23 protein-coding genes are annotated in these 24,645 nt (G+C 65.5%); 11 read left to right on the forward strand and 12 right to left on the reverse strand.

Going from position 1 to position 24,645, the window contains the following annotated elements:
* Positions 1–39 precede the first annotated feature (39 nt).
* From doeB to ACNFG0_RS00445, 5 genes are all read right to left on the reverse strand, one after another.
* Positions 40–1,059 (reverse strand): N(2)-acetyl-L-2,4-diaminobutanoate deacetylase DoeB, encoded by a 1,020-nt coding sequence (doeB, locus tag ACNFG0_RS00425; RefSeq protein WP_196143282.1) that lies wholly within the window; start codon positions 1,057–1,059, stop codon positions 40–42.
* Between the two features lie 4 nt (positions 1,060–1,063).
* A complete protein-coding gene (gene doeA, locus ACNFG0_RS00430; protein ID WP_196156644.1) occupies positions 1,064–2,254 on the reverse strand; it encodes an ectoine hydrolase DoeA in 1,191 nt (396 codons plus the stop codon).
* A gap of 33 nt (positions 2,255–2,287) precedes the next feature.
* Positions 2,288–3,280 (reverse strand): ectoine utilization protein EutC, encoded by a 993-nt coding sequence (gene eutC / locus ACNFG0_RS00435; RefSeq protein WP_416763746.1) that lies wholly within the window; start codon positions 3,278–3,280, stop codon positions 2,288–2,290.
* 33 nt (positions 3,281–3,313) lie between these two features.
* Complete coding sequence (gene eutB, locus ACNFG0_RS00440) at positions 3,314–4,285, reverse strand: hydroxyectoine utilization dehydratase EutB (RefSeq protein WP_416763747.1); 972 nt, start codon at positions 4,283–4,285, stop codon at positions 3,314–3,316.
* 508 nt (positions 4,286–4,793) lie between these two features.
* Entirely contained in the window at positions 4,794–6,188 is a 1,395-nt protein-coding gene (locus tag ACNFG0_RS00445) for a PLP-dependent aminotransferase family protein (RefSeq protein WP_416763865.1), read from the reverse strand.
* A gap of 271 nt (positions 6,189–6,459) precedes the next feature.
* Here ACNFG0_RS00445 and ehuB point away from each other — a divergent pair, with 271 nt between their 5' ends.
* The 4 genes from ehuB to ehuA all read left to right on the forward strand — a co-directional run bounded on the left by ehuB (position 6,460) and on the right by ehuA (position 9,549).
* Positions 6,460–7,320 (forward strand): ectoine/hydroxyectoine ABC transporter substrate-binding protein EhuB, encoded by an 861-nt coding sequence (ehuB, locus tag ACNFG0_RS00450; RefSeq protein WP_196143278.1) that lies wholly within the window; start codon positions 6,460–6,462, stop codon positions 7,318–7,320.
* 62 nt (positions 7,321–7,382) lie between these two features.
* Positions 7,383–8,042: an ectoine/hydroxyectoine ABC transporter permease subunit EhuC gene (gene ehuC, locus ACNFG0_RS00455; protein ID WP_084855739.1), complete on the forward strand. Its 660-nt coding sequence runs from the start codon at positions 7,383–7,385 to the stop codon at positions 8,040–8,042.
* Positions 8,039–8,695: an ectoine/hydroxyectoine ABC transporter permease subunit EhuD gene (gene ehuD, locus ACNFG0_RS00460; protein ID WP_196143277.1), complete on the forward strand. Its 657-nt coding sequence runs from the start codon at positions 8,039–8,041 to the stop codon at positions 8,693–8,695. Before ehuC ends, ehuD begins: the two co-directional genes overlap by 4 nt.
* Positions 8,695–9,549 carry an ectoine/hydroxyectoine ABC transporter ATP-binding protein EhuA gene (gene ehuA, locus ACNFG0_RS00465; RefSeq protein WP_416763748.1) on the forward strand — a complete coding sequence of 285 codons (855 nt, stop codon included), beginning with the start codon at positions 8,695–8,697 and terminating at the stop codon, positions 9,547–9,549. Before ehuD ends, ehuA begins: the two co-directional genes overlap by 1 nt.
* 122 nt (positions 9,550–9,671) lie before the next feature.
* Here the strand turns inward: ehuA and ACNFG0_RS00470 are convergent, their stop codons facing one another.
* A complete protein-coding gene (locus ACNFG0_RS00470) occupies positions 9,672–11,426 on the reverse strand; it encodes a BCCT family transporter (protein WP_416763749.1) in 1,755 nt (584 codons plus the stop codon).
* 263 nt (positions 11,427–11,689) lie between these two features.
* Here ACNFG0_RS00470 and ACNFG0_RS00475 point away from each other — a divergent pair, with 263 nt between their 5' ends.
* A complete protein-coding gene (locus ACNFG0_RS00475) occupies positions 11,690–12,307 on the forward strand; it encodes a dihydrofolate reductase family protein (RefSeq protein WP_416763750.1) in 618 nt (205 codons plus the stop codon).
* A gap of 206 nt (positions 12,308–12,513) precedes the next feature.
* On the opposite strand, the gene ACNFG0_RS00480 is transcribed toward ACNFG0_RS00475, so the two are convergent.
* Positions 12,514–12,981, reverse strand: coding sequence for a hypothetical protein (locus ACNFG0_RS00480; protein ID WP_196155428.1), 468 nt, complete (start codon positions 12,979–12,981; stop codon positions 12,514–12,516).
* A 201-nt stretch (positions 12,982–13,182) separates the two neighbouring features.
* Between ACNFG0_RS00480 and ACNFG0_RS00485 the strand changes: the two genes are divergently transcribed.
* Positions 13,183–13,575 (forward strand): GFA family protein, encoded by a 393-nt coding sequence (locus tag ACNFG0_RS00485; RefSeq protein ID WP_196143272.1) that lies wholly within the window; start codon positions 13,183–13,185, stop codon positions 13,573–13,575.
* Positions 13,576–13,639: 64 nt separating this feature from the next.
* Here the strand turns inward: ACNFG0_RS00485 and nhaB are convergent, their stop codons facing one another.
* Positions 13,640–15,142 carry a sodium/proton antiporter NhaB gene (gene nhaB, locus ACNFG0_RS00490; protein ID WP_416763751.1) on the reverse strand — a complete coding sequence of 501 codons (1,503 nt, stop codon included), beginning with the start codon at positions 15,140–15,142 and terminating at the stop codon, positions 13,640–13,642.
* A 150-nt stretch (positions 15,143–15,292) separates the two neighbouring features.
* Here nhaB and ACNFG0_RS00495 point away from each other — a divergent pair, with 150 nt between their 5' ends.
* Positions 15,293–16,105 carry a crotonase/enoyl-CoA hydratase family protein gene (locus ACNFG0_RS00495; protein WP_196155427.1) on the forward strand — a complete coding sequence of 271 codons (813 nt, stop codon included), beginning with the start codon at positions 15,293–15,295 and terminating at the stop codon, positions 16,103–16,105.
* Positions 16,106–16,141: 36 nt separating this feature from the next.
* Positions 16,142–16,972 (forward strand): NAD(+) diphosphatase, encoded by an 831-nt coding sequence (gene nudC, locus ACNFG0_RS00500; protein WP_416763752.1) that lies wholly within the window; start codon positions 16,142–16,144, stop codon positions 16,970–16,972.
* Here nudC and ACNFG0_RS00505 read toward each other — a convergent pair.
* The 4 genes from ACNFG0_RS00505 to ACNFG0_RS00520 form a co-directional block, all read right to left on the reverse strand.
* Positions 16,940–17,719: a TSUP family transporter gene (locus ACNFG0_RS00505; protein ID WP_416763753.1), complete on the reverse strand. Its 780-nt coding sequence runs from the start codon at positions 17,717–17,719 to the stop codon at positions 16,940–16,942. The genes nudC and ACNFG0_RS00505 overlap by 33 nt on opposite strands.
* 166 nt (positions 17,720–17,885) lie before the next feature.
* Positions 17,886–19,241, reverse strand: coding sequence for a glutamine synthetase family protein (locus ACNFG0_RS00510; RefSeq protein WP_416763754.1), 1,356 nt, complete (start codon positions 19,239–19,241; stop codon positions 17,886–17,888).
* 9 nt (positions 19,242–19,250) lie between these two features.
* The gene (locus ACNFG0_RS00515; RefSeq protein WP_196143266.1) at positions 19,251–19,829 is read right to left on the reverse strand and encodes a helix-turn-helix domain-containing protein; all 579 of its coding nucleotides are present in this window, start codon (positions 19,827–19,829) and stop codon (positions 19,251–19,253) included.
* A complete protein-coding gene (locus ACNFG0_RS00520; RefSeq protein WP_416763755.1) occupies positions 19,822–21,111 on the reverse strand; it encodes an NAD(P)/FAD-dependent oxidoreductase in 1,290 nt (429 codons plus the stop codon). The genes ACNFG0_RS00515 and ACNFG0_RS00520 overlap by 8 nt, the downstream gene beginning before the upstream one ends.
* A gap of 344 nt (positions 21,112–21,455) precedes the next feature.
* Here ACNFG0_RS00520 and ACNFG0_RS00525 point away from each other — a divergent pair, with 344 nt between their 5' ends.
* The 3 genes from ACNFG0_RS00525 to ACNFG0_RS00535 all read left to right on the forward strand — a co-directional run bounded on the left by ACNFG0_RS00525 (position 21,456) and on the right by ACNFG0_RS00535 (position 24,645).
* Entirely contained in the window at positions 21,456–22,343 is an 888-nt protein-coding gene (locus ACNFG0_RS00525; protein ID WP_416763756.1) for a LysR substrate-binding domain-containing protein, read from the forward strand.
* 95 nt (positions 22,344–22,438) lie between these two features.
* Positions 22,439–23,548 (forward strand): agmatine deiminase, encoded by a 1,110-nt coding sequence (aguA, locus tag ACNFG0_RS00530; RefSeq protein WP_416763757.1) that lies wholly within the window; start codon positions 22,439–22,441, stop codon positions 23,546–23,548.
* Positions 23,548–24,645 carry an extracellular solute-binding protein gene (locus tag ACNFG0_RS00535; RefSeq protein WP_416763758.1) on the forward strand — a complete coding sequence of 366 codons (1,098 nt, stop codon included), beginning with the start codon at positions 23,548–23,550 and terminating at the stop codon, positions 24,643–24,645. The genes aguA and ACNFG0_RS00535 overlap by 1 nt, the downstream gene beginning before the upstream one ends.

The raw sequence follows: 24,645 nt of genomic DNA on the forward strand, positions 1-24,645 counted from the left end.
CTGTTCTCCCATACCTCTTGTTGTCGTTGCGTCTTCCGGCTAGGCCAACACGTCGGCGATCACCGCCAGGGTGTCGCCGCACTGCACCAGCCCGGGGAAATGCCGGGCGGCCAGCAGGCCGTCGCGGCGCGCGCGGTATTCCACCGGCGCGCTGCCGGTGCGACGGATGTCATGGATGCGGGCGATCACCTCGCCCTGGCGCACCTGCTCGCCCAAGTCGCGGCACATCTCCAGCAGGCCGTCGTGCTCGCTGGCGATGAAGCAGTCGCCATCGGGCATGTCGAGCATGATCGACTCGGCGGGCGAAATTTCGCCCTGGAGGATGCCGGCATGCACCAGCAGGTTGCGCACGCCGCGCTCTGCCAAGGCGACGCTGCGTGCGGTCGAGGTGCCGCCACCGCCCAGTTCGGTGGTGACGAACACCTTGCCCTGGGCCTCGGCGGCGGTGTCGTACATGGCCTGGGCGTCGAGTTCGAGCATGCGCATGGCGTAGGGCGCGGCGAATGCCCGCATGCCCGCTTCGCAGCGTGCCTGCTGGGCCTTGTCGGGCAGCACATGGCAGGCGGCGAAGGGCAGGAAGTCCAGGGTGCGACCGCCGGAATGGATGTCCAGCACCACGTCGGCCAGGGGCAGCAGGGTGCGCCGGAAGTAATCGGCGATCTTCTGCGTGACCGTGCCGTCGGGCTTGCCCGGGAAGCTGCGGTTGAGGTTGCCCTGGTCGATCGGCGAGGTGCGGGTGCCGGCATGGAACGCCGGGGTGTTCATGAACGGCACGATGATCACCCGGCCTGAAACCGCTTCGGCGCGCAGCTGCTGGGCCAGCTTGCACAGCGCCACCGGGCCTTCGTATTCATCGCCATGGTTGCCGCCGGTGAGCAGGGCAGTGGGCCCTACGCCGTGCTTGACCACGGTGATGGGAATCATCACCGCGCCCCAGGCCGAGTCGTCGCGCGAGTAGGGCAGCTTGAGGAAACCGTGCTGCACGCCATCGCGGGTGAAGTCCACGGTGCTGCTGATCGGGTTGGCCACCTCGGTGGCGGTGTCCGTGAATGCATTCATGGCGTTAGTCCTTGACGAACAGCTGGCGCGGCACGTCGCACAGGGTCTGCACCCCGGTCTCGGTGATCAGGATGCTTTCGGTGATCTCGAGGCCCCAGTCGTCCATCCACAGCCCCGGCATGAAGTGGAAGGTCATGCCCGGTTGCAGCACGCTGGTGTCGCTGGGGCGCAGGCTCATGGTGCGCTCGCCCCAGTCCGGCGGGTAACTGATACCGATCGGGTAGCCGCAGCGGCTGTCCTTGTGGATGCCGAACTTCTCCAGCACCTTGAAGAAGGCCCGGGCGATGTCGCCGGTGGTATTGCCGGGGCGGGCGGCTTCCAGGCCGGCGGCGATGCCTTCGACCACGGCCTTTTCGCCGTCGAGGAAGTGCTGCGGCGGCTTGCCCAGGTACACCGTGCGCGACAGCGGGCAGTGGTAGCGTTTGTAGCAGCCGGCGATCTCGAAGAAGGTGCCGGCGCCGCGGGTGAAGGGCGAGTCGTCCCAGGTCAAGTGCGGAGCGCTGGCGTCGGCACCGGTCGGCAGCAGGGGCACGATGGCGGGATAGTCGCCGCCGTGGCCGTCCACGCCGAGAATGCCGCTGCTGTAGATCTCGGCCACCAGTTCGTTCTTGCGCATGCCTGGCTCGATGCGCTCGAGGATGCGCCCATGCATCTTCTCGACGATGCGTGCGGCGATGCGCATGTATTCGATTTCCTGCGGCGATTTCACCGCCCGTTGCCAGTTGACCAGCCCGGCGGCATCGCTGAAGGTCGCCTGGGGCAGGTGCCGGCACAGGGCCTGGTAGGCTGCGGCGCTGAAGTAGTAGTTGTCCATTTCCACGCCGATGTTCAGCGCGCCCCAGCCCTTGGCCAGGATCACTTCCTGACACAGGTAGTCCATGGGGTGGCGTTCGCGCGACTGCACGTAGATGTCCGGGTAGCCGACGATGTTGTCGTGGCTCATGAACACCGTGCGCTTGGCGCCGTTGGCGTCCTGGCCGCGGCCGAACCAGATCGGCTCGCCGTCCAGCGCCAGTAGCACGCACTGGTGCACGTAGAACGACCAGCCGTCATAGCCGGTGAGCCAGGCCATGTTCGACGGATCGGTGACCAGCAACAGCTCCAGGCCCTGCGCCTGCATGGCGGCGCGGGTCTTGGCCAGACGCTGGGCGTACTCTTGCCGACTGAACGGCAGGTTGACCACTGACTGAGACATTGCAATGCCCTCTGATGAGTGGGGTGGGGAGGTTCAACTGTCGAATGCCAGGCCCTTGCCTGCGGCGCGTGCGCGCTCGAAGGCAAGGTTGGCGATGGCGGTGTCCTGGGCGCCGGTGCCGGTGAGGTCGCACAGGGTGACCTGGCCGGCATCGGTACGGCCGGGGTGCTGGCCGGCGATGACCTGGCCGAGTTCGCACAAGGCGGCCTCGTCGGTGATAGCGCCGGCGCGCAAGGCGTGGTGCAGCTCGCCCAGCACGCGGGTCTGGCCGAGGCGGTCGGCGACATAGCGGTCGACCTGGGCCAGCACCTGCGGGGCGATCTCGTTCTTGTGCTCGGCGTCCGAGCCCATGGCGGTAATGTGCAGGCCCGGTTGCAGGTGCCGGGGCTGGATCAGCGGTTCACGGCTGGGCGTGCAGGTGACGGCGATATCCACGCCCTGCATGGCCTGGTCGATGCTGTCGCACAGCACCACGTGCAGCGTGCCGTCGCGGCCCAGTTCATCGGCCAGCGCCGCGGCCTTGGCCGGGTCGCGGGCCCACAGTTGCACCCGCTCGATCGGCCGTACCAGGCGCAGCGCCTGCAGTTGCAGGCGGGCCTGCTCGCCGCTGCCGATCAGGGCCACGCAGCGGCTGTCTTCGCGGGCCAGCCAGCGCGCCGCGACCGCGCCCGCCGCCGCGGTGCGAACGGCGGTGAGGTAGCCGTTGTCCAGCAGCAGGGCGTCGAGCAGGCCGGTGCGTGCCGAGAGCAGCATCATCATGCCGTTGAGGCTGGGCAGGCCAAGGCTGGGGTTGTCGAAGAAGCCTGGGCTGACCTTGATCGCGAAGCGCTCGATGCCCGGCAGGTAGGCGGTCTTCACGTCCACCTCGCCGTTGTGCTCGGGCACGTCCAGGCGCAGGATCGGCGGCATGGCCACGTTGGCGGTGGCCAGCAGGGCGAAGGCCTGCTCGACGGTGTCGACCGCGGCGCGGTCGAGGGTGATGCAGTCTCGCAGGTCGGCTTCGTTGAGCAAGGTGATGGCCGGCATCGGTGAACCTCCAGTGAGCGAAAAGGGAAAACCTCAGGCGTGGTCGCCGTTCATCACCCGCAGGTGCTGGGCGGTGTCGACATTGCGCCCGCTGATCACCACCACGATCGGCCCGCGGGCAGGCACCAGGCCGTCGAGCAGGGCGGCGATACCCACCGCGCCGGCCCCTTCGAGCACCTGGCGTTCCTGGTGGTAGGCATGGCGCAGGCCCGCTGCGATGGACGCTTCCTCGAGCAGATGCAGCTGGTCGAGCAGGCGTTGGGTGAGGGTGAAGGTGTGACGGTTGTCCAGGCCGATGCCGCCGCCCAACGAGTCGGCCAGGGTCGGCAGCTCCTGTACCTCGACCGGGTGCCCCGCCTGCAGGCTGGCGTGCATGGCGGCACCGCGGCGCATGCTGATGCCGTGGGTGGTGATGGCCGGGTTGAGGCTCTTGAGGGCCAGGGCCACGCCGGCGAACAGGCCGCCGCCGGAGAGCGGCACCAGCACTTGGCTGACGTCGGGCAACTGTTCGATGATTTCCAGGCCCAGGGTGCCCTGGCCGGCGATGACGGCCGGGTGATCGAAGGGCGGCACCAGCATGGCGCCCTGTTCCTCGGCGTGGCGCTGGGCGGCGTGCTGAGCGTCGTCCTGGGAGAGGCCGGCGATGCACACCTCGGCGCCCAGGTCGCGAATCGCCTGGACCTTGTTGGCCGGCACCAGCTGCGACAGGTAGACGGTCGCTTGCACGCCCAGTTGCGAGGCAGCGAAGGCCAGCGCCCGGCCATGGTTACCGGTGGAGGCGGTGACCACGCCGCGTGCCCGTTGCTGGTCGTCCAGGCAGGCCACGGCGTTGCTCGCGCCGCGCAGCTTGAAGCTGCCGGTGAGCTGCTGGGATTCGAGTTTCAGGTAGACCGGCACGCCGACCAGACGGCTCAGGCTCGGCGAATGCTCCAGCGGCGTGCGACGCACGAGCCCCTGGATGCGCTGGTGGGCAAGGTGGATATCGTGAAGCGAAAGCTCTGACATGACCGCATCCCAACGAGTGACCGGGTGTTGGGCGGAGTCTAAGAGCGGCAAATTGTCGTGATGAATGTACTAGGTCAATTTGCTGGACATTTTTTTGGAGCGCTGTCGCGGCACCTGTGGAAGACCACCCAGCGCTTCGGGCTGCGCTGTCGCGCAAAGAACAAGAGGTTAGCGCTGGTCCCCCTGTGGGAGATTCTATGGTTGTGGGCAAGCCGGCTCCCACTGGTGCAGCGCCAACCACACCCTGTGGGAGCGGGCTTGCCCCGCGATCAAGGGCGAAGCCCTTGCCAGGCGACGATGATATCGGGCCCGGCCCAATCGCGGGACAAGTCGGACCGCCGCACCGCCGCTCCCACAAAGGACCTGCAAACTCAAATAGTTATGCGTTGTTCTATGAGAGATCGCCCAGCCCTTGCGGGCTGCGCTATCGCGCAGCAAACAGGATGAGCATGACTTTAGATCTGCGCTGACATCGAAATCCAGGAAAGCATTCGGCGATGGCCCCGGGTCAAAGCTCGTGGATCTGCGGGTATTGCTCGAACAGTTCATGCATGTCGGCCAGCGCCTGGCGCATCTTGGCATCGGAACACTCGGCGCCTACACATAACCGCACTGCCCGTGGTCGCGGCGTGCCGCGCACCAGGAACGGCTCCGGCGGGGTCACGGCGATCTGTCGGCGACGCAAGGCGCGCACCAGGCTGTCCACCTCCCAGTGCGCGGGGATCCCCAGCCAGGCGCCCAGTGCCTGGGCCGGGTTGCCCAGCAGGTACTCGCCCAGGTGCTCGCGCAGCATCGCCTGCCGCCCACTGATCAGCTTGCGCTGCAATTCGGCCAACTGCGCCGCGCGGCCATCGTTGATCCAGCGTGTGGCGATCTCCGCCACCAGCGGCGTGGCCATCCAGCTGTTGACCCGCAAGATGCTTTCGGTGCGCAGCGCCAGGCGCTTGGGCATGGCCAGATAACCGACCCGCAGCCCGGTGAGCACCGACTTGGTCATGCTGGTGCAATAGAACGACAGCTCCGGCGCATAGTGGCTGATCGGCCGGGCACGACGCTCGCCCAGCAATGGCCCGTACACATCGTCCTCGATGATGTGCACGCCAAAGCGCCGGGCGATGGCGGCGATCTCCCGGCGGCGAGCGTCGGGCATCAGGCTGGTGGTAGGGTTGTTGAGGTTTGGCGTGCACACCAGGGCGGTGACCCGTTCGTTGCTGCAGATATCCTCGAAATGCTCCGGGTCGATGCCGTCGCGGTCCATTTCAAGGCCCTTGAGGGTGAACCCCAGCACCTGGGAGTTGCCGATCACGCCGTGGTCGGTCAGGCCTTCGCAGAGCACCACGTCATCGGGGCCGGCCAGCGAGGCCAGGGCCAGGAAGATGGCATGGGCCGCGCCGTTGGTCACCAACACGTCGTCGCGCTCTACCGTCATGCCCAGGCCTGCCAGCCAGCGCACCGCTGCCTCGCGGTGGCTCTCGAAGCCGGCGATGGGGCGGTAGGCGTGGATCCATGGCTGCTCTTCCTCCACGCTGAGTTCGGCGCAGGTCTCGCGCCAGATCCGCTCGTGCACCTGGGTGTGCAGGATGCGCGTGATGGAAAAATCCACCAGGGTGCGCTCGGGCAGGTCGATGATGTCGTCGGCTACCCGGTCGCTCATGCGTCGGCTGACGAAACTGCCGCGGCCGATCTCGCAGCGCACCAGGCCCTGGCGCTCCAGTTCCTTGTAGGCATTGGTCACCGTCTGCACGCTGATCTCCAGCGCGTCGGCGACATGCCGTTGGGGCGGCAGGCGCTGGTCGTGCACCAGTTCACCGCGTTCGATCTCCCCGGTGATGGCCTGCACCAGCAGTTTGTACTTGGACTCGCCGATGCGTGCCGACTCGAGGGCTTTCTTCCAGTTTTCCATGGGTATCGCTTCGCTGGTCGGGACTGCGCACAGCATCGCCTGTGCAGGATCTTCGGGCAATTGTCCTAGTGCAATGCCATCGCTGTTTAGGCTTTTGTATGCTCCGGTCCAAGGTCGACACCCGTTACCCGAACAATGCATCGTCGGCCCGCCGGAACGCTCGGGCTGTGCACCGATCGAACGACACATCCGGCCTTCGCTGTTTTGCTCCACTGCCTCCTATACACACAGCCGTCACCGACGGTTTGATAACAAAACAGGAGATTCATTGATGAGCCAGCCTCCTTCCGCCAACGCGGTATCCCCCTTCAAGCGCCTGCTGATGGCCTGTGCGGCCCTGGGCCTGGCTGCCAGTGCCCAGGCCACCACCTTGGACACGATCAAGGAAAACAGCCGCATTCGTATCGGCTACGCCAACGAAACGCCATTCGCCTTCACCGAGACCGACGGTCGGGTCACGGGCGAATCGCCGGAGATCGCCAAGATCATCTTCCAGAAGATGGGCATCAAGCAGGTCGATGGCGTGCTCACCGAGTGGGGGTCGCTGATCCCAGGGTTGCGTGCAGGCCGCTTCGATGTGATTGCCGCTGGCATGTACATCACCCCGGCGCGCTGCAAGCAGGTGATTTTCACCGACCCGCAGTACGCCTTGCCCGACACCCTGCTGGTGGCCGCCGGCAACCCGAAGAACCTGCACAGCTACGCCGACATCGCCAAGAACCCCGAGGTGAAGCTGGCGATCATGGCCGGCACGGTCAACCTGGCCTATGCCCGTGATTCAGGCGTCAAGGAAGAGCAGATCCTCCAGGTGCCAGACACCACCGCCCAATTGCAGGCCGTGCGCGCCGGGCGCGCCGATGCCGCGGTGGGCACTCAGCTGACCATGAAGGGCCTGGCGAAGAAAGGCGGCGAGAAGGTCGAGGCGATCGGCGACTTCAAGGACGACCCGGCCCACACCGGTTACGGCGCCCTGGCGTTCCGCCCTGAGGACAAGGACCTGCGCGACGCGGTCAACGCCGAACTCAAGCGTTGGCTGGGCAGCGAAGAGCACCTCAAGGCCGTGGCCCCGTTCGGTTTCGACCGCTCCAACGTGACCGACAAGACCGCCGCCGAGCTCTGTGCCCAGCAATGAATCGAGGTGGCATGGCGCCTGCCATGCCGTTCCCTGCGTAATCCGATTATTCAGGTCGAACCATGGGTGAATTGATACCGCTGTTACTGCAAGGTGCCTGGATCACCATCCAGGTCACATTCTTCGGCTCGTTGCTGGCCATCGTCGCCGCGATCCTCGCCGCCCTGGGCCGGCGCTCCTCCTGGCGACCCTTGAGCTGGTTTTGCGTGGCCTACATCGAACTGTTCCGTGGCACGTCGCTGCTGGTGCAGCTGTTCTGGCTGTTCTTCGTGCTGCCGTTACCGCCGTTCAACCTGGAACTGAGCGCCTACACCGTGGCCATCGTCGGTCTCGGGCTGCACATCGGGGCCTATGGCGCCGAGGTGATGCGCGGTGCCATCGGCTCGGTGGCCAAGGGCCAATACGAGGCCTGCGTGGCGTTGAACATGCCACCGGCCACGCGCTTTCGCCGCGTCATCCTGCCCCAGGCGTTGCTGGCGGCGATCGCACCGGGCACCAACCTGCTGATCGAGCTGCTCAAGAACACCTCCCTGGTGTCGCTGATCACCTTGTCGGACCTGAGCTTCCGCGCCCGCCAGCTGGACCAGGCGACCTTCCAGACCCTGGAGATCTTCAGCCTGACCCTGCTGCTGTACTTCGTCCTGGCGCAGGTCATCAACTTTGCCATGCGCGGGGTCGAGCGACGCCTGGGCCGTGGTCGCCTGCGGGGGAGCCTGTCATGAACGTCTGGGACTGGAACTACGTCGCGCAGATCTTGCCCGACCTGCTGCAGGCATCGCTCAAGACCCTGGGCATTACCCTGGTGGGCTTCATGATCGCCATCGTCCTGGGCTTGTTCCTGGCCATCGGACGGCGCAGCCGGCAAGTGGCGATCGCCTGGCCGGTGACCCTGCTGATCGAGTTCATCCGCAGCACGCCGCTGCTGATCCAGGTGTATTTCCTGTACTACGTATTGCCCAACTACGGCGTGAACATGACGGCCATGCAGGCGGGCATCCTCGGTATCGGCCTGCACTACGCCTGTTATATCGCCGAGGTGTACCGCGGCGGGCTGGACGCTGTGCCGCGCAGCCAGTGGGAGGCCGTGGTGGCGCTGAACTTCGCCCCCTGGACCGCCTACCGCACGATCATCCTGCCCCAGGCGGTGCGGCCGATCTTGCCGCCGCTGGGCAACTACCTGATCGCCATGCTCAAGGACACCCCGGTGTTGTCCGCCATCACCGTGGTGGAAATCATGCAGCAGGCCAAGAACGTCGGTTCCGAAAGCTTCCGTTACCTGGAGCCGATCACCTTGGTCGGTCTGTTCTTCCTGGCCTTGAGCGTCGCTCTGGCCTACCTGGTTCGGCGCCTCGAAGTGCGCCTGGAGTTACGCTAATGATCGCGCCTGTCTCGAACCTCGCCACCCTTGCCACTAGCCCCCAGCAGCGGGACCACGTCATGCCGGAACCGGTCATCGCCCAGCCGATCGTCGCCTTCCGCGACGTCACCAAGCGCTACGGCAACTTCACTGTGCTCGACGGCCTGAACCTGGAAGTCGCCCCGGGCGAAAAAGTGGCGATCATCGGCCCCAGCGGCTCGGGCAAGTCCACCTTGCTGCGGGTGCTCATGACGCTTGAAGGCATCGACCAGGGCATGATCGAAGTGGATGGCGAATCGCTGACCCACATGCCCGGGCGCAACGGCCTGGTCAGCGCCAACGAACGCCATGTGCGCCGCGTGCGCGCGAAGATCGGCATGGTGTTCCAGAGCTTCAACCTGTTTCCGCACATGAGCGCCCTGCAGAATGTCATCGAGGCACCGGTGCAGGTGCTGGGCGTCAAGCCTGCCGAGGCCCGCGAACGTGCCGCCGAGCTGTTGGAGATGGTCGGGCTGGGCAACAAGTTCGATCACTACCCCTCGCAGCTTTCCGGTGGCCAGCAGCAGCGCGTGGCGATCGCCCGGGCCCTGGCCATGCGGCCGAAAGTGATGCTGTTCGACGAGGTGACGTCGGCGCTGGACCCCGAGTTGTGCGGAGAAGTGCTCAACGTGATCCGCCGACTGGGCAGCGAGCACAACCTGACCATGCTCATGGTCACCCACCAGATGGGGTTCGCCCGTGAGTTCGCCGACCGGGTGTGCTTCTTCTACAAAGGGCAGATCCATGAACAGGGCGCGCCGGCCCAGCTCTACGAGAACCCCCAGCAGGAGAGGACCCGGGCATTCTTGAGTGCGGTCAGGGAAGCCAACTGAGGCATGGCACCGGCTGCGCCGGTGTTCGCGGGGCAGGCCTGCTCCTACAGGAAAGACGCTGCACGTCAGAACGGCGCTGTCTTGGAGGAGCGGGCTTGTCCCGCGAGGTAGGCGACGAGGTGTTAAAGCGGTTGCTCAGTGGCTTCGGTCTCGGCGGACGTACGCTTGACCGCGGACTTCTTCTCCTGCACGACGATGTAGAACTCCTCGCCATGCTTGACCGCGCCATACAGCACGGCTTTCTCGATCAGCTCGGTGCCGCGCAGATGGCGCAGCATCATCGGGTCCTTGCGCAGGTCGCGGTACAGCGCCAGGCACAGCAGCACCATCACGATGACGAAGGGCAACGACACGACGATGGTCAGGTTCTGCAGGCCCGTGAGGGCCTCGCCCGGGTTGCTCGGGTCGCCGATGGCCAGCATGATCGCCGCCACCGTGCCGGTCAGGGCACCCCAGAAGATCACCGTGGCACGGGACGGGTCGGTGGTGCCGCGCTCGGACAGCGTGCCCATCACCAGGGATGCGGCGTCTGCGCCGGAGACGAAGAAGATACCGACCAGGACCATCACCAGCACCGAGGTCACCGAGGCCCACGGGTAGCTTTCCAGCAACTGGTACAGCGCATGGTTGCTGTTCACGGCACCATTGACCAACTGGTAGGTGCCTTGCTGCAGCGCGTCGATGCCGGCGCCGCCGAAGATGGTGAACCAGACCAGGCTCACCAGGCTCGGCACCAGCAATACGCCGGTGACGAACTGGCGGATGGTGCGGCCACGGCTGATGCGGGCGATGAACATGCCGACGAACGGTGTCCAGGAGATCCACCAGGCCCAGTAGAACACGGTCCAGCCGGCCAGCCAGTTGTCCATCTGCTCGCCGCCGCTGGCACTGGTGCGTGCCATCATCTGCGGCAGCATCTCGATGTAGACGCCGATGGACGTCGGCAGCAGGTTCAGCATCAGCAGGGTCGGGCCGACGATGAAGGTGAACAGCGCCAGTGCCAGGGCCAACACCATGTTGGTGTTGGACAGCCACTGGATGCCCTTGCCGATGCCAGAGACCGCCGAGGCGACGAACGCGACGGTGAGCAGGGTGATGATCGAGATGTAGAAGATTTTGCCCGGGTGCTCGATCCAGCCGTTGTATTCCAGGCCACCGGCGATCTGTAGTGCGCCCAGGCCCAGCGAGGCGGCCGAGCCGAACAGGGTGGCGAAGATCGCCATCATGTCGATCAGGCGGCCGATGGGGCCGTTGGCGTGGCGGCCGATCAACGGGCGGAATGCCGTGGAGATCAGTTGCGAGCGACCGCGGCGGAAGGTGCCGTAGGCGATCACCAGGCCGACGATGGCGTACATGGCCCAGGGGTGCAGGGTCCAGTGGAACAGCGTGGTGGCCATGGCCACCTGCATCGCCTCGCTGCTTTGCGCGGTGGCGGTGCCGGGCGGCGGGGAAACATAGTGCGACAGCGGCTCGGCCACGCCGAAGAACATCAGGCCGATGCCCATGCCGGCGCTGAACATCATCGCCACCCACGACACGGTGCGAAACTCGGGGCGCTCGCCATCACGCCCCAGCGGTACCTTGCCGTAGCGGCTGGCCGCCAGCCATAGCACGAACACCACGAACAGCGTGGAAGTGAGGACGAAGAACCAACCGAAGTTGACGATGACCCAGGACTGGGCCGTGGAGGCGCTGGCCGCGAGGCTTGCCTGGCTGACGAAGCCCCAGATGACGAATGCGATTGCGAGGATGCTGGTGATGCCGAAGACGACCCAGTCGATCTTGCCCTCCAGGTGACGATCCCGTTTGGCCTCTTCGGTTTGCGAAGGGTCCGTCACGCCAAGCGCGAGTGTTTCAACGTTCTCTTCCGTTGCCATGTGTAATAACGCCCCTTTGGTGGGTGCCTTGCCGCTGCAGGTTGTAGTTTTTTTAAGTGTGCCGCTGTGCGTCGGCAGACGCCTCGGAACCAGGCCGTGCTGCCGAGGCGGGATTATCCTGCTGAAAAAAGGGGGCTTCCTGTCCCAAGACCGTCCTGGCACGTCCTTGAAACGACGCCGTGGCCGGCTGTCGATCTGGCCGTGCGCCGTTCGACCATGAGCAGGGGCGGCATGTTGGCAGCCCAGAACTGGAGGATCACACCATGCGCAAGCTCACCGTTGCCGCGTTCGTTTCGCTCGATGGCGTCATGCAGGCCCCTGGCGGGCCGAGCGAAGACCTGAGCGGCGGCTTCCGTTTCGGCGGCTGGCTCGTGCCCTACGCTGACCAGGCCTTCGGTCAGGCCATCGACGCGCTGTTCGCCGAGCCGTTCGAGCTGCTGCTGGGGCGGCGCACCTACGATATTTTTGCCGGCTACTGGCCGCGCATCGGCGCCGAGTCGAGCGATCACATGATTGCCGAAGTGTTCAACCGCATACCCAAGCATGTGGCCACCCACCATCCAGAGACATTGGCGTGGCATAACAGCCATGGGCTGCAGAGCGATGTCAGCGAGGCCGTGGGCGCGCTCAAGCGGCAGGCGGGTGACCGTTTGCTGACCCAGGGCAGTAGCGAGCTGGTGCAGCAATTGCTGGCGGCGGGGCTGGTGGATGAATTGCTGCTCATGGTCCACCCGATCTTGCTGGGGGCGGGCAAGCGGCTGTTCGGCGACGATGCCCAGCCGGCGGCCTTTACCCTGGCGGACTCGACCGCGACGCCGAGCGGGGTGGTCATCAGCCGGTATGTGCGCAGCGGGGAAGTGCGGACCGGGTCGTTCGACTAGCGCCGGTGAGGACGCAAGGGGCTGCCTGACAGCCCAATCGCCGGCAAGCCGGCTCCCACAGGGTGTGGTTGGCGAAGTACCGGTGGGAGCCGGCTTGCCCACAACCATAGAATCTCCCACAAAGGGCGCGGAGTCGGCTTGCCGTGCGCCAGCGTAAAAAAAGCCGCACCTTGTCGGGTGCGGCTTTGTCGACCAGGCCTTTGGCCTCAGCGGTCGTTCTTGGTGGAGGAATCCACCGCGTTCGACAGCCCTTTGCTGTTGTGCGTACCCGGCGTGGTGCCGGAGATCGCAGTGGCCTTGGTCAGGCCGCGGGTGTCTTTCGACTGGGCGATGCCCGAAGTCGCGGTGCCGTGGCCTTTGTCATCGTTACGGTCCTTGCCGTAGTGGTTGCCGCTCAGGCCATGGTCACGGGAAGCCTTGCCGGCATGCCCGTCGGATTTGCCCAGGCCCAGGCCGCCCTCGCCATGCCCGGCGCCCAGGCCGCCGCCGTGTCCACCACCATGGCCGCCGCCATGACCACCGCCACCGCCGTGGCCACCACCGCCGCCACCACCACCGCCGCCGCCACCACCTTTGGCATAAGCCGACGCGATCGGGGACATCTCAGCAGGCAGGAAGGCTGTGGTGCCCAATACCAGTGCAAAAGCAGCCACGGCAGCCAGGGTTTTCTTCATGATTTAAACGCCTCCAGGGGCGAGTGTTGTGATGTGTCCTATGGACAAATCGCGGCGACCTTTGTTCAAAGCCGCCCGACAAAATAACCGGCCCCGTCATCCTCCTTGAGGAAGGCCATGCGCGGGGCATAGATGATGAAATCGGCAAGCTCGCATGGCTATGCTGTCCATTGACGTCAAGATCGGCGAAGGAGGGCGGATATGCACCTGTTCACAGGCGGTTGCCTTTGCGGCCAGGTTCGCTTCGAGGCTGCGGGGCAGCCTTACAGAGTAGGGCTTTGTCATTGCCTCGATTGCCGCAAGCACCATGGGGCGTTGTTTCACGCGTCGGCGATTTTTCCCGAAGAGGCGGTGAAGGTCGAAGGCCAGACGGGCGACTATGCCGGACGGTTTTTCTGCCCACGCTGCGGGTCGTCGGTGTTTTCGCGAAGCGGGGACGAGGTGGAGGTTCATCTGGGGGCGCTAGATGCGCCGGACCAGTTCACGCCGACCTATGAAAGCTGGACGGTTCGGCGTGAAGGGTGGTTGCCGGCGTTCCCGCTCGCCCGGCATTACGCGGGCGACCGGGAAGGAACGGGGCGTAGCGAAACCTGACCGAGTCAGCATGCTCGGGACAATGTAGGAGCGGCCTTGTGCCGCGCCTACAACGAGAAAGGGGTCAGAGCCAGTAGGTCACCGCCCACCACCCCAGCCCGCCCATGACCACGGTATAGGGCAACGCCATCCACACCATCCGCCCATAGGACAACCGCACCAACGGCGCGATCGCCGAGGTCAGCAGGAACAGAAACGCCGCCTGCCCGTTGGGCGTGGCCACGCTGGGCAGATTGGTGCCGGTGTTGATCGCCACCGCCAGGGTCTCGAAATGCTCGCGGCTCATGGCGCCCTCGAGGAACGCCTGCTTGACCTCGGTGATATAGATGGTGGCCACGAACACGTTGTCGCTGATCGCCGACAGCAGGCCGTTGGCCAGGTACAGCATGCCTGGCTGCTGTTCTGCCGGTAGGGCCAGGACCCAGGCGATCAACGGGCTGAACAGCTGCTGCTGGTGGATCACCGCCACCACGGCGAAGAACACCACCAGCAAGGCAGTGAACGGCATGGCGTCCTGGAAGGCGCGGCCCAGGCGGTGCTCATCGGTGATGCCGGTGAAGGCGGTGATCAGCACGATCACCAACAGGCCGATCAGGCCTACTTCGGCGATGTGCAGGCCCAGGCAGACGATCAGGATCAACGCGGCAATGCCCTGCACCAGCAGGGCCACGCGCTGGGCCTGGGTGCGCGCGGCGTCGTCTTCGGCGGCGTAGCTGGCCAGCACCTGGCGCACGCGTTCGGGCATCAGCGTGCCGTAGCCGAACAGGCGCAGTTTCTCCAAGAGCACGCAGGTCACCAGGCCTGCGGCCAGCACCGGCATCGATACCGGGGCGACCTTGAAGAAGAACTCGCCGAAGTGCCAGCTCATTTCATGGCCGATCAACAGGTTCTGCGGCTCGCCCACCAACGTGCAGACACCGCCCAGGGCCGTGCCCACGGCGCCATGCATCAGCAGGCTGCGCAGGAAGGCGCGGAACTGGTCCAGGTCGTCCCGATGCAGTTGCGGCACCTGGTGGTCGTTGCCCAGTTCCGACTCCTCGCGCGGGTTGGAACCCGACGCGACGCGGTGGTAGACCGCGTAGAAGCCCACCGCGGCGCTGATGATCACGGCGGTAACCGTCAGCGCATCGAGGAACGCCGAGAGAAAGGCCGACAGCACGCAGAACAGCAGCGACAGGATCGCCTTGGAGCGCACGCCCAGGAGGATCTTGGAGAACAGGAACAGCAGCAGCTCTTTCATGAAGTGGATGCCGGCCACCATGAACATCAGCAGCAGGATCACCGGGAAGTTGTGCAGCAATTCCTCGTAGAGCGCTTCAGGTGTGGTCATCTTCAGCAGCAGCGCTTCGATCAGCAACAGGCCGCCCGGCATCAAGGGGTAGCACTTGAGCGCCATCGCCAGGGTGAAGATGAACTCGATCACCAGCACCCAGCCGGCGACCACCGGGCCGAGGGTGGCCAACAACAGGGGGTTGAGCACCAGGAACAGGCAGATGACCGCCTTGTACCAGAGCGGCGACTGGCCCAGGAAACCGCGGGCGAAGGCGCTGGGCAGGGAACGGGACATGAATTTGTATCCTTATGATTCAGCAGTGGCGCAAGGTGCCCGATGCGCGCGCTGGGTGCAAGGCGTTCAGTCCCGCTTTTGGCACAAGCACGGCCTTGTGGGTGCGTTATAGTCCGCTGCGTGAATATTTTTACTTCAGGAGTGCCGCCTGTGACCGAGTATCGCGCGTTCAAGGTTGAACTGACCGATAACATCGCCCATGTGCAGATCAACCGCCCGGAAAAGCTCAATGCGATGAATGCCGACTTCTGGCAGGAGATCCGCGACATCTTCCAGTGGGTCGATGACACCGACGCGGTGCGCGTAGTGGTGCTCAGCGCTGCCGGCAGGCATTTTTCCGCCGGTATCGACCTGGCCTTGCTGGCCCAGCTGGCCGGGCAGATGGGCAAGGACGTGGGGCGCAACGCACGCCTGCTGCGGCGCACCATTCTCGGCCTGCAGGCGTCGTTCAATGCCGTGGACAACTGCCGAAAGCCGGTGCTGGCGGCGATCCAGGGCTATTGCCTGGGCGGGGCGATCGACCTGGTTTCGGCCTGCGACATGCGCTACTGCAGCGCGGATGCACAGTTCTCGATAAAGGAAATCGACATGGGCATGGCGGCCGATGTCGGCACCTTGCAACGTTTGCCGCGTATCATCGGCGATGGCGTGATGCGCGAGATGGCCTATACCGGGCGCAACGTGGCGGCGGCCGAGGCCCAGCGTATCGGGCTGGTCAACCAAGTGTTCGACGACCAGGCGGCGCTGCTCGATGGAGTCTTTGCCTTGGCGGCGCAAATTGCGCAAAAATCGCCGATTGCCGTGGGCGGCACCAAGCAGATGCTCAACTACATGCGCGACCATCGCATCGACGATGGCCTGGAGTACATCGCCACCTGGAACGCCGCCATGCTGCAGTCCGAAGACCTGCGGGTCGCTATCGCGGCCCACATGAGCAAACAGAAACCGACGTTCGCCGACTGACCAGGCCGGGGGACGCGCTTCAAGGAACCCCCGAACATGTCAGCACGCTGGACTACCGCAGTACTCGACCCGCAGATCACCGGCGGCCTGGCCGTCGCCCGCGGCCCGGAAGGGTTCCTGGTGGACGACAACGGCGCGCTGTTCCCCCGCCAGTGGCTCAAGGCCCAGGACCTGGACGTACTGTGCGAGCACGGCATCGGCCACCTGGACGGCCAGCCGGTGTTCCTGCTCGAGCTGCGCGCCAGTGCCCAGGTGCCGGGCTGCACCTGGCGCGGCCTGCGCCAGTTCATGCTCGAGGGCGACATGCAGACCTACACCGTGCTGGGCTATGCCGCGCAGATCGGCACTTGGGCCCGCGAGCACCGTTTCTGCGGCAGCTGTGGCCAGCCCATGGCCCAGATCCGTTGGGAGCGGGCGATGTACTGCCAGCCGTGCGACCTGCGCAGCTACCCGCGCGTTTCGCCAAGCATGATCGTGCTGATTACCCGGGGCGATGAAGTGTTGCTGGCACGTTCGCCGCGCTTCGTCACGGGCGTGTACAGCACCCTGGCGGGCTTTGCCGAGCCGGGCGAGTCGGCGGAGGACTGCCTGGTGCGTGAGGTGCGCGAGGAAGTGGCGGTGGAGGTCGGGAACATCCAGTACATCGGCAGCCAGTGCTGGCCATTCCCCCATTCGATGATGCTGGGCTTCCATGCCGAATATGCCGGTGGCGAAATCGTCATGCAGCCGGACGAGATCGAGGATGCCCAGTGGTTCAACGTGCACGACCTGCCGCCGCTGCCGGCCGGGCGCTCCATCGCCCGCTACCTGATCGACCTCTATGTGGCCCGTCGCCTAGGCCTGCCCGAACCAGTGCTGCCACACTAGGCGCACGGTCAATGCCAGGACCACGGCGATGAATACCGGGCGGATGAACTTGCTGCCGCCGCTGATCGCCGTGCGGGCACCGAAGAACGCACCGACCATCACCGACAGGCCCATGGCCAGGCCGACGATGTAGTCCACCTGCCCGGAAACGATGAATACCGTCAGCGCCGCAATGTTGCTGACGAAGTTCATGCTGCGTGCCACGCCGCTGGCACGGACCAGGTCGATGGGGTAGAGCAGCAAGGTGCTCACCGTCCAGAACGCGCCAGTGCCCGGGCCGGCCACGCCGTCATAGAAGCCCAGGCCGAAGCCCTGCGGGAACTGCCATCTCTTCTTGATTGGCACGTCGGCGTCCAGTGGTGCCTTGGGCGTACCGCCGAACAGCAGGTAGACGCCGCAGGCGAAGACGATCACCGGCAGCATCTTGTTCAGCCAGTCGGCGGGCATGAAGTGCGCCGCTACCGCCCCGAGCAGCGCACCGACCAATGTACCCAGCAGCGCCGGGCGCCACTGCGCCGGGTGGAACAGCTTGCGTCGGTAGTAGGTAAAGCTGGCGGTGGCCGAGCCGAAGGTGGAACTGAGCTTGTTGGTCCCCAGTACCAGGTGCGGCGGCATGCCGGCGGTCAGCAATGCCGGCGTGGTCAGCAACCCGCCGCCGCCGGCGATGGCGTCGATGAACCCGGCGACGAAGGCGACCAGGGCGAGGATCAGCAGGGTGAGTGGTTCTACGGTGAGTTCGAAGGGCATGGGGGGCTTTGGCTGGCTGGGGAGGCGGCGAGGGCCGCGCTAGAGGGTGGACATGGTAATCGGCCCGCAGAGCGGTTGCCAATCGAGCCGTTGGGGCTGCTTTGCAGCCCTTGCGCGGCACAAGGCCGCTCCAACAGTGTGGGGGCGACCTTTGTTGATATATCGATCAGAGGAACCAGCGATACTCCCGCGCACTGACCTCATGCATGAATGCCAAATGGTCCTGGCGTTTGTTTTCGCAATAGACCATCACGAACTCCTCGCCCAAGCCCTCGTTCACCGCCCGATCGTTGCGCATCGCCGCCACGGCGCCGAGCATGTCCGTGGGGAAATCGATTCCGCTGGTGCGGTCGTCGTTGAGCGGCGCGATCGGCTCCTGTGCGGCATCGAGCCCATGTTCCATGCCGCACAGGATCGCCGCCAGCACCAGGTATGGGTTGGCGTCGGCCCCCGCCAGGCGATGTTCGATGCGCAGGTTACGGGCATCGGAGTCGGGGATGCGAATGCACGCATCGCGGTCCTCGAAGCCCCAGCTGGCACGGCTGGCGGCATTGACCATGGCGCCATAGCGACGAAACGCATTGTGGTTGGCGGCGAAGATCGGCATGCAGTGCGGCAGCAGCGCCAGGCAGCCGGCCACGGCGTGGCGCAGGGGGCGTTGGCCGTCGGCCGCCAGCAGGTTGTTGCCGGCCTCGTCGTAGAGGCTCACATGCACATGCATGCCGCTGCCCGGCGCATGCAGGTAGGGCTTGCTCATGAACGAGGCGCGCAGGCCGTGCTTGAGGGCAACGCCACGGGTGCTGCGGCAGAACATGGCGGCCCAGTCAGCTGCGCGCAGGCCGTCATCGCAATGGCCGAAGTTGATCTCGAATTGGCCCGGGCCGAGCTCGGCGGTGATGACATTGGCATCCACGCCTTGGGCATTGGCCGTGCCGACCATGTCGTGCAGCACGTCGGAGAACCGCGAAAGGCGCTCGATGTGCATGCTGGGCTGGTCGTCGGCATCGCCGCTGAACGGGTCGCGGGGGAACTGCGGCAGGCCATCTTCGAGCGTACGGTCGAACAGGTAGAACTCCAGCTCGAAGGCGACCACCGGATGGATGCCTCGACGTTGCAGGCGCTGCAGCACGCGGGCGAGCACTTCGCGCGGTTCGAACTCGATGGGTGCGGCGGTGCCGTCGGAGGTGATGAGCATCTGCCCCAGCGGCTCGCGTTCCCAGTTCACCGGCTTGAGGGTGCCGGGCACCAGGCGGCGCGGTGCGTCCGGATCGCCGTCGGCGAAACAGTAGTCGCCGATCGGGAACAACCCGCCCTGCACACCCAGCAACACGCAGTTTTGCGGTAGTTTCAGGGGGCTGCCGGCGGCAACCTTCTCGAGCATGTCCACCGGGTAGCGTTTGCCATAGAAATGCCCGGGGATATCCAGGCTGATCAGGTCCACATGGCGCACGTCGGGGTGCTGGGCGCGAAATGCGCGAACTTCACTGAGCAGGTCGGGAACGCTTTTTATTGTGGTTGTCATGCTGTGCTCTCAACGAAATACCCAGAGGACTCGGGTCGTCTGGTCGGTCAGGTTGGCGTAGCGGAACTGGCTGTGTGGCGGTAGCTGGAAACTGTCGTTGGGGCCGAGGGTCACCGGCTCGTCGCGGCCTTCCAGCCAGACGGTCAGTTGCCCTTCGAGGACGAACCCGCCCTGTTCGGAGCTGTCGTCCAGGTGCCCCTCGCCACTACTGGCGCCGGGGGCCAGGTGGCTTTCGAGCATGGAGAAGCTGCCGGTGAGGGTGGGCGAGACCAACACGTCGGTCACGCCCTCGGCGTAGTAGATCGTGCGCCGCTCGCCGGGACGGGTGACCCAGCCCAGCGCCCGGGGCTGGTTGGCCTGGTAGAAATAGGTGGTCGGTACGTGCAGGGCTTCGCTGATGGCGGTGAGGTCGGCCACGGTTGGGCGCGACAGGCCGCGCTCGACCTGGGACACGAAACCCAGCGAGCGGTTGACTCGACTGGCCAGCTCGCCCAGGGTCAGGCCACGGTGCTTGCGCAGGTCGCGGATCAGCAGCGCCAGGCCCTGGATGTCTTCGTCGGTGTGCCGTGTGACGTGGGCTTCAGACATGGTCGCGCAACCTGTACCAGGCTTTGGCAGCGGCTTCCAATGGCGCGGCCATGAGCGCTCCACCGGGGAAGCGACCGTTGTCGATGCCCTGATATAGGCCCAGCAGCTCGTCATCGCCGAGAATCGCATCGCTGACCGCCCGCGCGCCGGCCAGGGTCGGCAGCACGCCATGGCCGGAGAAGCCCTGCAGCCAGTAGCGCTGGCCCTGGCGTCCGATGTCCGGCGTGCGCTGGATGCTGCAGTCGATGTGTCCGCCCCAGGCATAGTCCAGGGCCACGCCGGTGAGCTGGGGGAAGACGCGTTCCAGATAAGGGCGGGTGGCGCTGGCGACATCCTTGGGAATACCGCCCAGGTAAGTGCAGCCACCGCCGAACAACAGGCGGTGATCGGGCGTCAGGCGGAAGTAATCAGGGACGAACTGGTTGTCGATCACGCAGCTGTTGCGCGGCAGCAGCGACTGGGCCAGTGCCGGGTCCAGGGGCGCGGTGGCCACCTGGTAGGAGCCCACCGGCAGCAGGCGGCGCGAAAGGTCGCGGTCGAGGCGGTCGATATAGGCATTGCAGGCCAGTACCAGCACCTGGCTGCGCACTTCGCCGTGGGCGGTGCGGGCGACGAAGCCGCTGGCGCTTTCGTGATAGTCCAGCACCCGGCTCTGCTCGAAGATCTGCCCACCCGCGGCCTCGATCGTGGCTGCCAGGCCCTGGGCCAGCTTCAGCGGGTTGAGATGGGCGCCGTTGGGATCGTACAGGGCGGCCTGGTAGCGCGGGCTGTCGATCCATTCGGGCAGCTCGTCGCGGCGGATCAGGCGCAGGCAGTCGTACCCCCATTTCTGCTCGGCCTCGCGCTGGGCCTGTTCAAGGATCTTCACCCGACGGGGCATCACGGCGGTCCACAGGCTGCCGACCCGGTAGTCCACGTCGAAACCGTGTCGCTCGGGCAGCTCGCGCATTTCTTCGGCGGCCCAGCACATGCTGGCCCACAGCCGGCGGGCGCGCTCCACGCCCAAGGCCTTCTCCAACGGCGGCATGTCGCACGACCAGCCTAGCAGCGCCTGCCCTCCATTGCGCCCGGACGCGGCCCAGGCGACCCGGCTGGCCTCCAGCAGGACCACGCGCTTACCGGCCAGGGCCAGGCGCAGCGCGGTATGCAGGCCGCTGAAGCCAGCACCGATGATGAGCACGTCGGTATCCAGGGTGCCTTGTAGGGTCGGGCGCAAGGGGATGGCGGCGGGGTAGGTCTGGGCGTAATAGCTGGCGACGTGTTGAGCGGATTGCTTGAACATGCGGGCCTCGTGAAATTTTTTGTTATTTATTTCATGAAAAAATAGCAGATAAATTTCACCGCGCCAGTCGCCATCATTTGCAGATAAGATCCTGTTGTGACCCATCGCGCAGAGAACAAGCGGCTAGCGCCGCGCCCCTGTGGGAGCGGCGGTGCGGCGGTCCTACTTGTCCCGCGATCAAGGGCGAAGCCCTTGCCAGGCGACGGTGATATCGGGCCCGGCCCAACCGCGGGACAAGCCCGCTCCCACAGGGCCCTGCAAAATCAAATACTTATGCGTTGTTCTATGAGCGGGCTCGCCCCGCGATTGGCTGCACTGCAGCCCCTTGGACTCAGGAACCCCCCATGCGCCGCCTGCCTTCCCTGACTGCCCTGCGCACCTTCGAATGCGCCGCCCGCCATGGCCACTTCGGCCGTGCCGCTGCCGAGCTGTGCGTGACCGACAGTGCGATCAGCCATCAGATCCGTCAATTGGAGGAGCAACTCGGCGTGCCGCTGTTCGAGCGGGCGGGGCGCCAAGTACGCCCGACCGCTGAAGCCGAGCGCCTGTTGCATCACCTGCAGCAGGCCTTCGAACTGATCGGCAAGGCCTGCGACGAGCTGCGCGATCCGGCGTCCCAGGCCGTGCTGAGGGTCGCGGTGACGGCAGAGCTCGCGCAGAAGTGGCTGGTGGCCCGGCTTGCCGACTTCAGCAGTCGCTACCCGCACATCACCCTGCATTTGCACGAGCAGCCGATCGACGCCGGTGCCCCGGCGGTGGACGTCGACCTTGCCATCACCTACGGCACCAGCGCGCTGGACGCCAGTACCCATTTCGTCCGGCCGCTGCCGCTGTTGCAGTTCTTCCCGGTGTGCAGCCCGGGCCTGTTCAACCAAGGTGGACTCAAGCGCCCACGGGACCTGGTGCGCCATTGCCTGCTGCATGACGACCAGGACGGCCGCACCTGGACCACCTGGCTGGCCACCCACGCCGAAGATGCCTTGCCCACCCGCCAGCTGTATTTCCCCCATGCGGCGCTGGCCTTGGAGGCGGCGGTGCTGGGGCAGGGCGTGGCCATGGGCGATAACCTGACCTGCCAGGCCGACCTGCAAAGCGGGCGGCTGGTGCGGCCGTTCACGGCCAGTGTGACCGCACAGGGCCAATACGCCCTGGTATGCGAGCGCCTGCGCCTGGAGCGGGTGGCCGTGGCCGAATTCGTCGATTGGTTCATCGAACAGATCGCCGAACCCTGAATTCAATTCATCAATCGCTGAGTTTTCATCGTTGGAAGCCCCTGGCGCTGCGGCGTAGCGTGCAGTCATCACTCACCGATGACGAGGTTCGACCCATGGCGCGTACGCTGACCACCACTCCCAAGGCCGATGGCTTCCGCCTGCCTGGCGAATTCGAGCGCAAGACCCGCTGCTGGCTCGGCTGGCCGGAGCGCCCGGATGTCTGGCGCAACGGTGGCAAGCCGGCGCAGAAGGTCTGGGTCGATATCGTCACCGCCATCGCCTCCAGCGAACCTGTGACCGTGTGCGCCTCCGCCGCCCAGTACGGCAACGCCCGCCGTCTGTTGCCGGCCCAGGTGCGGGTAGTGGAGATGACCTGCAACGACACCTGGTTCCGTGACAGCGGCGCCTGTTTCGTGGTCAACGACAGCACCGGCGAAGTACGCGGGGTGGATTTCGAATTCAATGCCTACGGTGGCCTGGATGGCGGCCTCTACTATCCCTGGGACAAGGACGATCAGATCGCCCAGAAGATGCTGGAAATCGAGCACCTGGACCGCTACCGCGCCCCGTTGATCGCCGAGCTGGGCGGCATCCAGAGCGATGGCCAGGGCAGCCTGCTGACTACCGAGCAGTGCCTGCTCAACCGCAACCGCAATGCCCACCTGGGCAAGGAGGAAGTCACCCGCCGCCTGCAGGACTACCTGGGTGCCGAGCAGGTGATCTGGCTGCCGCGCGGCTGCAAGTTCGACGAAACCGATGGTCATGTGGACGACCTGGCCTGCTTCGTACGCCCCGGCGAGGTCGTGCTGCAATGGACCGACGATCGCAACGACCCGCAGTGGGAGATCTACCAGGAGGCCTACGACATCTTGCGCAGCACCCGCGACAGCCGAGGCCGCGAGTTGAAGGTGCACAAGCTGCCGCAGCCGCAGGTACTGGAATGGACCGCCGAAGAGGCCGCAGGCCTCGACCAGGTCGACGGTACCCATCTGCGTCAGGCAGGTACCCGGATCTGTGCTTCGTACATCAACTACTACGCTGGCAACTCGGCCATCGTCGTGCCGCTGTTCGGCGACCGCAACGACAGCGTGGCCCAGGCGACCCTGGCCGAGCTGTTCCCCAACCACCGCATCATCGGTATCGAGCACTCGCGGGAGATCCTGCTCGGTGGCGGCAACGTCGCCTGCATCACCATGCCTCAATACGCTGCCGGAGACCGCTGATGAAACCGACCGCCCTTGCCCTGGCGCTCGCCCTGGGTTGTGCCGTGTCGGCGGCCCAGGCAGCCGACGCACAACAGCCGACCGTCAACCTGTACATCTGGGGCGAGTATCTCGCCCCGGACACCCTGGCCAACTTCGAGAAAGAGACCGGCATCCGTGTGGTGGCCGACCACTTCGACTCCCTGGAAACCGCCGAGACCAAGCTGCTCACTGGCGGTAGCGGCTACGACCTGGTGCTCAGCGCTGGCCAGCACCTGAGCCGGGCGATCGCCAGCGGCGCGCTGCAGCCGCTGGACAAGCGCCAGTTGCCGCACCTGGCGGGCATCGGCGAGGAGTTCCGCCAGCATATGGCGGTGTTCGACCCGGGCAATCGTTATGCCGGTACCTACGCCTGGGGCACCACGGGCGTGGGGTACCAGGAACAGGCGGTGGCGGCGCGGCTCGCGGATGCGCCGCGTGACAGCTGGGCGATGCTGTTCGACCCGCAGGTGGTGGCGAAATTCGCCGACTGCGGTGTGAGTTTTCTAAATGATCCCAACGAGGTGTTCGCGGCAGCCATGCGCTACCTGGGGCTGGACATCAACCAGCAGCGCATGGAGGATCTGAAGGCCGCCGAGGCGCATCTGCGCAAGATCCGCCCGTATATCCGTTATTTCGACAATGACCGCAACATCAACGACCTGGCCAATGGCGAGACCTGCGTGGCGATGTCGTGGAACGGCAACGTGGCCATCGCCCAGGCCCAGGCCGAGCAGGCCGGCAAGACGTTCAAGCTCGACTACCAGATTCCCAGGGAAGGCACGCTCATCTGGCTGGATGCGCTGGTGGTACCCAAGGACGCGCCGCATCCGGAGGCGGCCTGGAAGTTGATGGACTACCTGATGCGACCGGAGGTGATCGCGCCCATCACCGACACCATTCACTACGCCAATGCCATCACGGCAGCAGACAGCCTGGTGGATGCGCAGATCCGCAATGCACCGGGCACCTATCCACCTGCGCAGGTGAGGGCGCGGTTGTACAGCAAGAACGACAATGGCAAGGCGTTCAACCGAGCGCTGACCCGGGCGTTCAGCCGGCTCAAGAGCGGAACCTGA

Origin of the sequence: Pseudomonas sp. NY15372, from assembly GCF_048068215.1 — a bacterium.
GTDB lineage: Bacteria > Pseudomonadota > Gammaproteobacteria > Pseudomonadales > Pseudomonadaceae > Aquipseudomonas > Aquipseudomonas guariconensis_A.

Excerpts from the sequence above, each read along its gene's own strand:
- doeB (WP_196143282.1), bottom strand. The coding sequence starts at position 1,059 with ATGAATGCATTCACGGACACCGCCACCGAGGTGGCCAACCCGATCAGC.
- doeA (WP_196156644.1), bottom strand. The coding sequence starts at position 2,254 with ATGTCTCAGTCAGTGGTCAACCTGCCGTTCAGTCGGCAAGAGTACGCC.
- eutC (WP_416763746.1), bottom strand. The coding sequence starts at position 3,280 with ATGCCGGCCATCACCTTGCTCAACGAAGCCGACCTGCGAGACTGCATC.
- eutB (WP_416763747.1), bottom strand. The coding sequence starts at position 4,285 with ATGTCAGAGCTTTCGCTTCACGATATCCACCTTGCCCACCAGCGCATC.
- ACNFG0_RS00445 (WP_416763865.1), bottom strand. The coding sequence starts at position 6,188 with ATGGAAAACTGGAAGAAAGCCCTCGAGTCGGCACGCATCGGCGAGTCC.
- ehuB (WP_196143278.1), top strand. The coding sequence starts at position 6,460 with ATGAGCCAGCCTCCTTCCGCCAACGCGGTATCCCCCTTCAAGCGCCTG.
- ehuC (WP_084855739.1), top strand. The coding sequence starts at position 7,383 with ATGGGTGAATTGATACCGCTGTTACTGCAAGGTGCCTGGATCACCATC.
- ehuD (WP_196143277.1), top strand. The coding sequence starts at position 8,039 with ATGAACGTCTGGGACTGGAACTACGTCGCGCAGATCTTGCCCGACCTG.
- ehuA (WP_416763748.1), top strand. The coding sequence starts at position 8,695 with ATGATCGCGCCTGTCTCGAACCTCGCCACCCTTGCCACTAGCCCCCAG.
- ACNFG0_RS00470 (WP_416763749.1), bottom strand. The coding sequence starts at position 11,426 with ATGGCAACGGAAGAGAACGTTGAAACACTCGCGCTTGGCGTGACGGAC.
- ACNFG0_RS00475 (WP_416763750.1), top strand. The coding sequence starts at position 11,690 with ATGCGCAAGCTCACCGTTGCCGCGTTCGTTTCGCTCGATGGCGTCATG.
- ACNFG0_RS00480 (WP_196155428.1), bottom strand. The coding sequence starts at position 12,981 with ATGAAGAAAACCCTGGCTGCCGTGGCTGCTTTTGCACTGGTATTGGGC.
- ACNFG0_RS00485 (WP_196143272.1), top strand. The coding sequence starts at position 13,183 with ATGCACCTGTTCACAGGCGGTTGCCTTTGCGGCCAGGTTCGCTTCGAG.
- nhaB (WP_416763751.1), bottom strand. The coding sequence starts at position 15,142 with ATGTCCCGTTCCCTGCCCAGCGCCTTCGCCCGCGGTTTCCTGGGCCAG.
- nudC (WP_416763752.1), top strand. The coding sequence starts at position 16,142 with ATGTCAGCACGCTGGACTACCGCAGTACTCGACCCGCAGATCACCGGC.
- ACNFG0_RS00505 (WP_416763753.1), bottom strand. The coding sequence starts at position 17,719 with ATGCCCTTCGAACTCACCGTAGAACCACTCACCCTGCTGATCCTCGCC.
- ACNFG0_RS00510 (WP_416763754.1), bottom strand. The coding sequence starts at position 19,241 with ATGACAACCACAATAAAAAGCGTTCCCGACCTGCTCAGTGAAGTTCGC.
- ACNFG0_RS00515 (WP_196143266.1), bottom strand. The coding sequence starts at position 19,829 with ATGTCTGAAGCCCACGTCACACGGCACACCGACGAAGACATCCAGGGC.
- ACNFG0_RS00520 (WP_416763755.1), bottom strand. The coding sequence starts at position 21,111 with ATGTTCAAGCAATCCGCTCAACACGTCGCCAGCTATTACGCCCAGACC.
- ACNFG0_RS00525 (WP_416763756.1), top strand. The coding sequence starts at position 21,456 with ATGCGCCGCCTGCCTTCCCTGACTGCCCTGCGCACCTTCGAATGCGCC.
- aguA (WP_416763757.1), top strand. The coding sequence starts at position 22,439 with ATGGCGCGTACGCTGACCACCACTCCCAAGGCCGATGGCTTCCGCCTG.
- ACNFG0_RS00535 (WP_416763758.1), top strand. The coding sequence starts at position 23,548 with ATGAAACCGACCGCCCTTGCCCTGGCGCTCGCCCTGGGTTGTGCCGTG.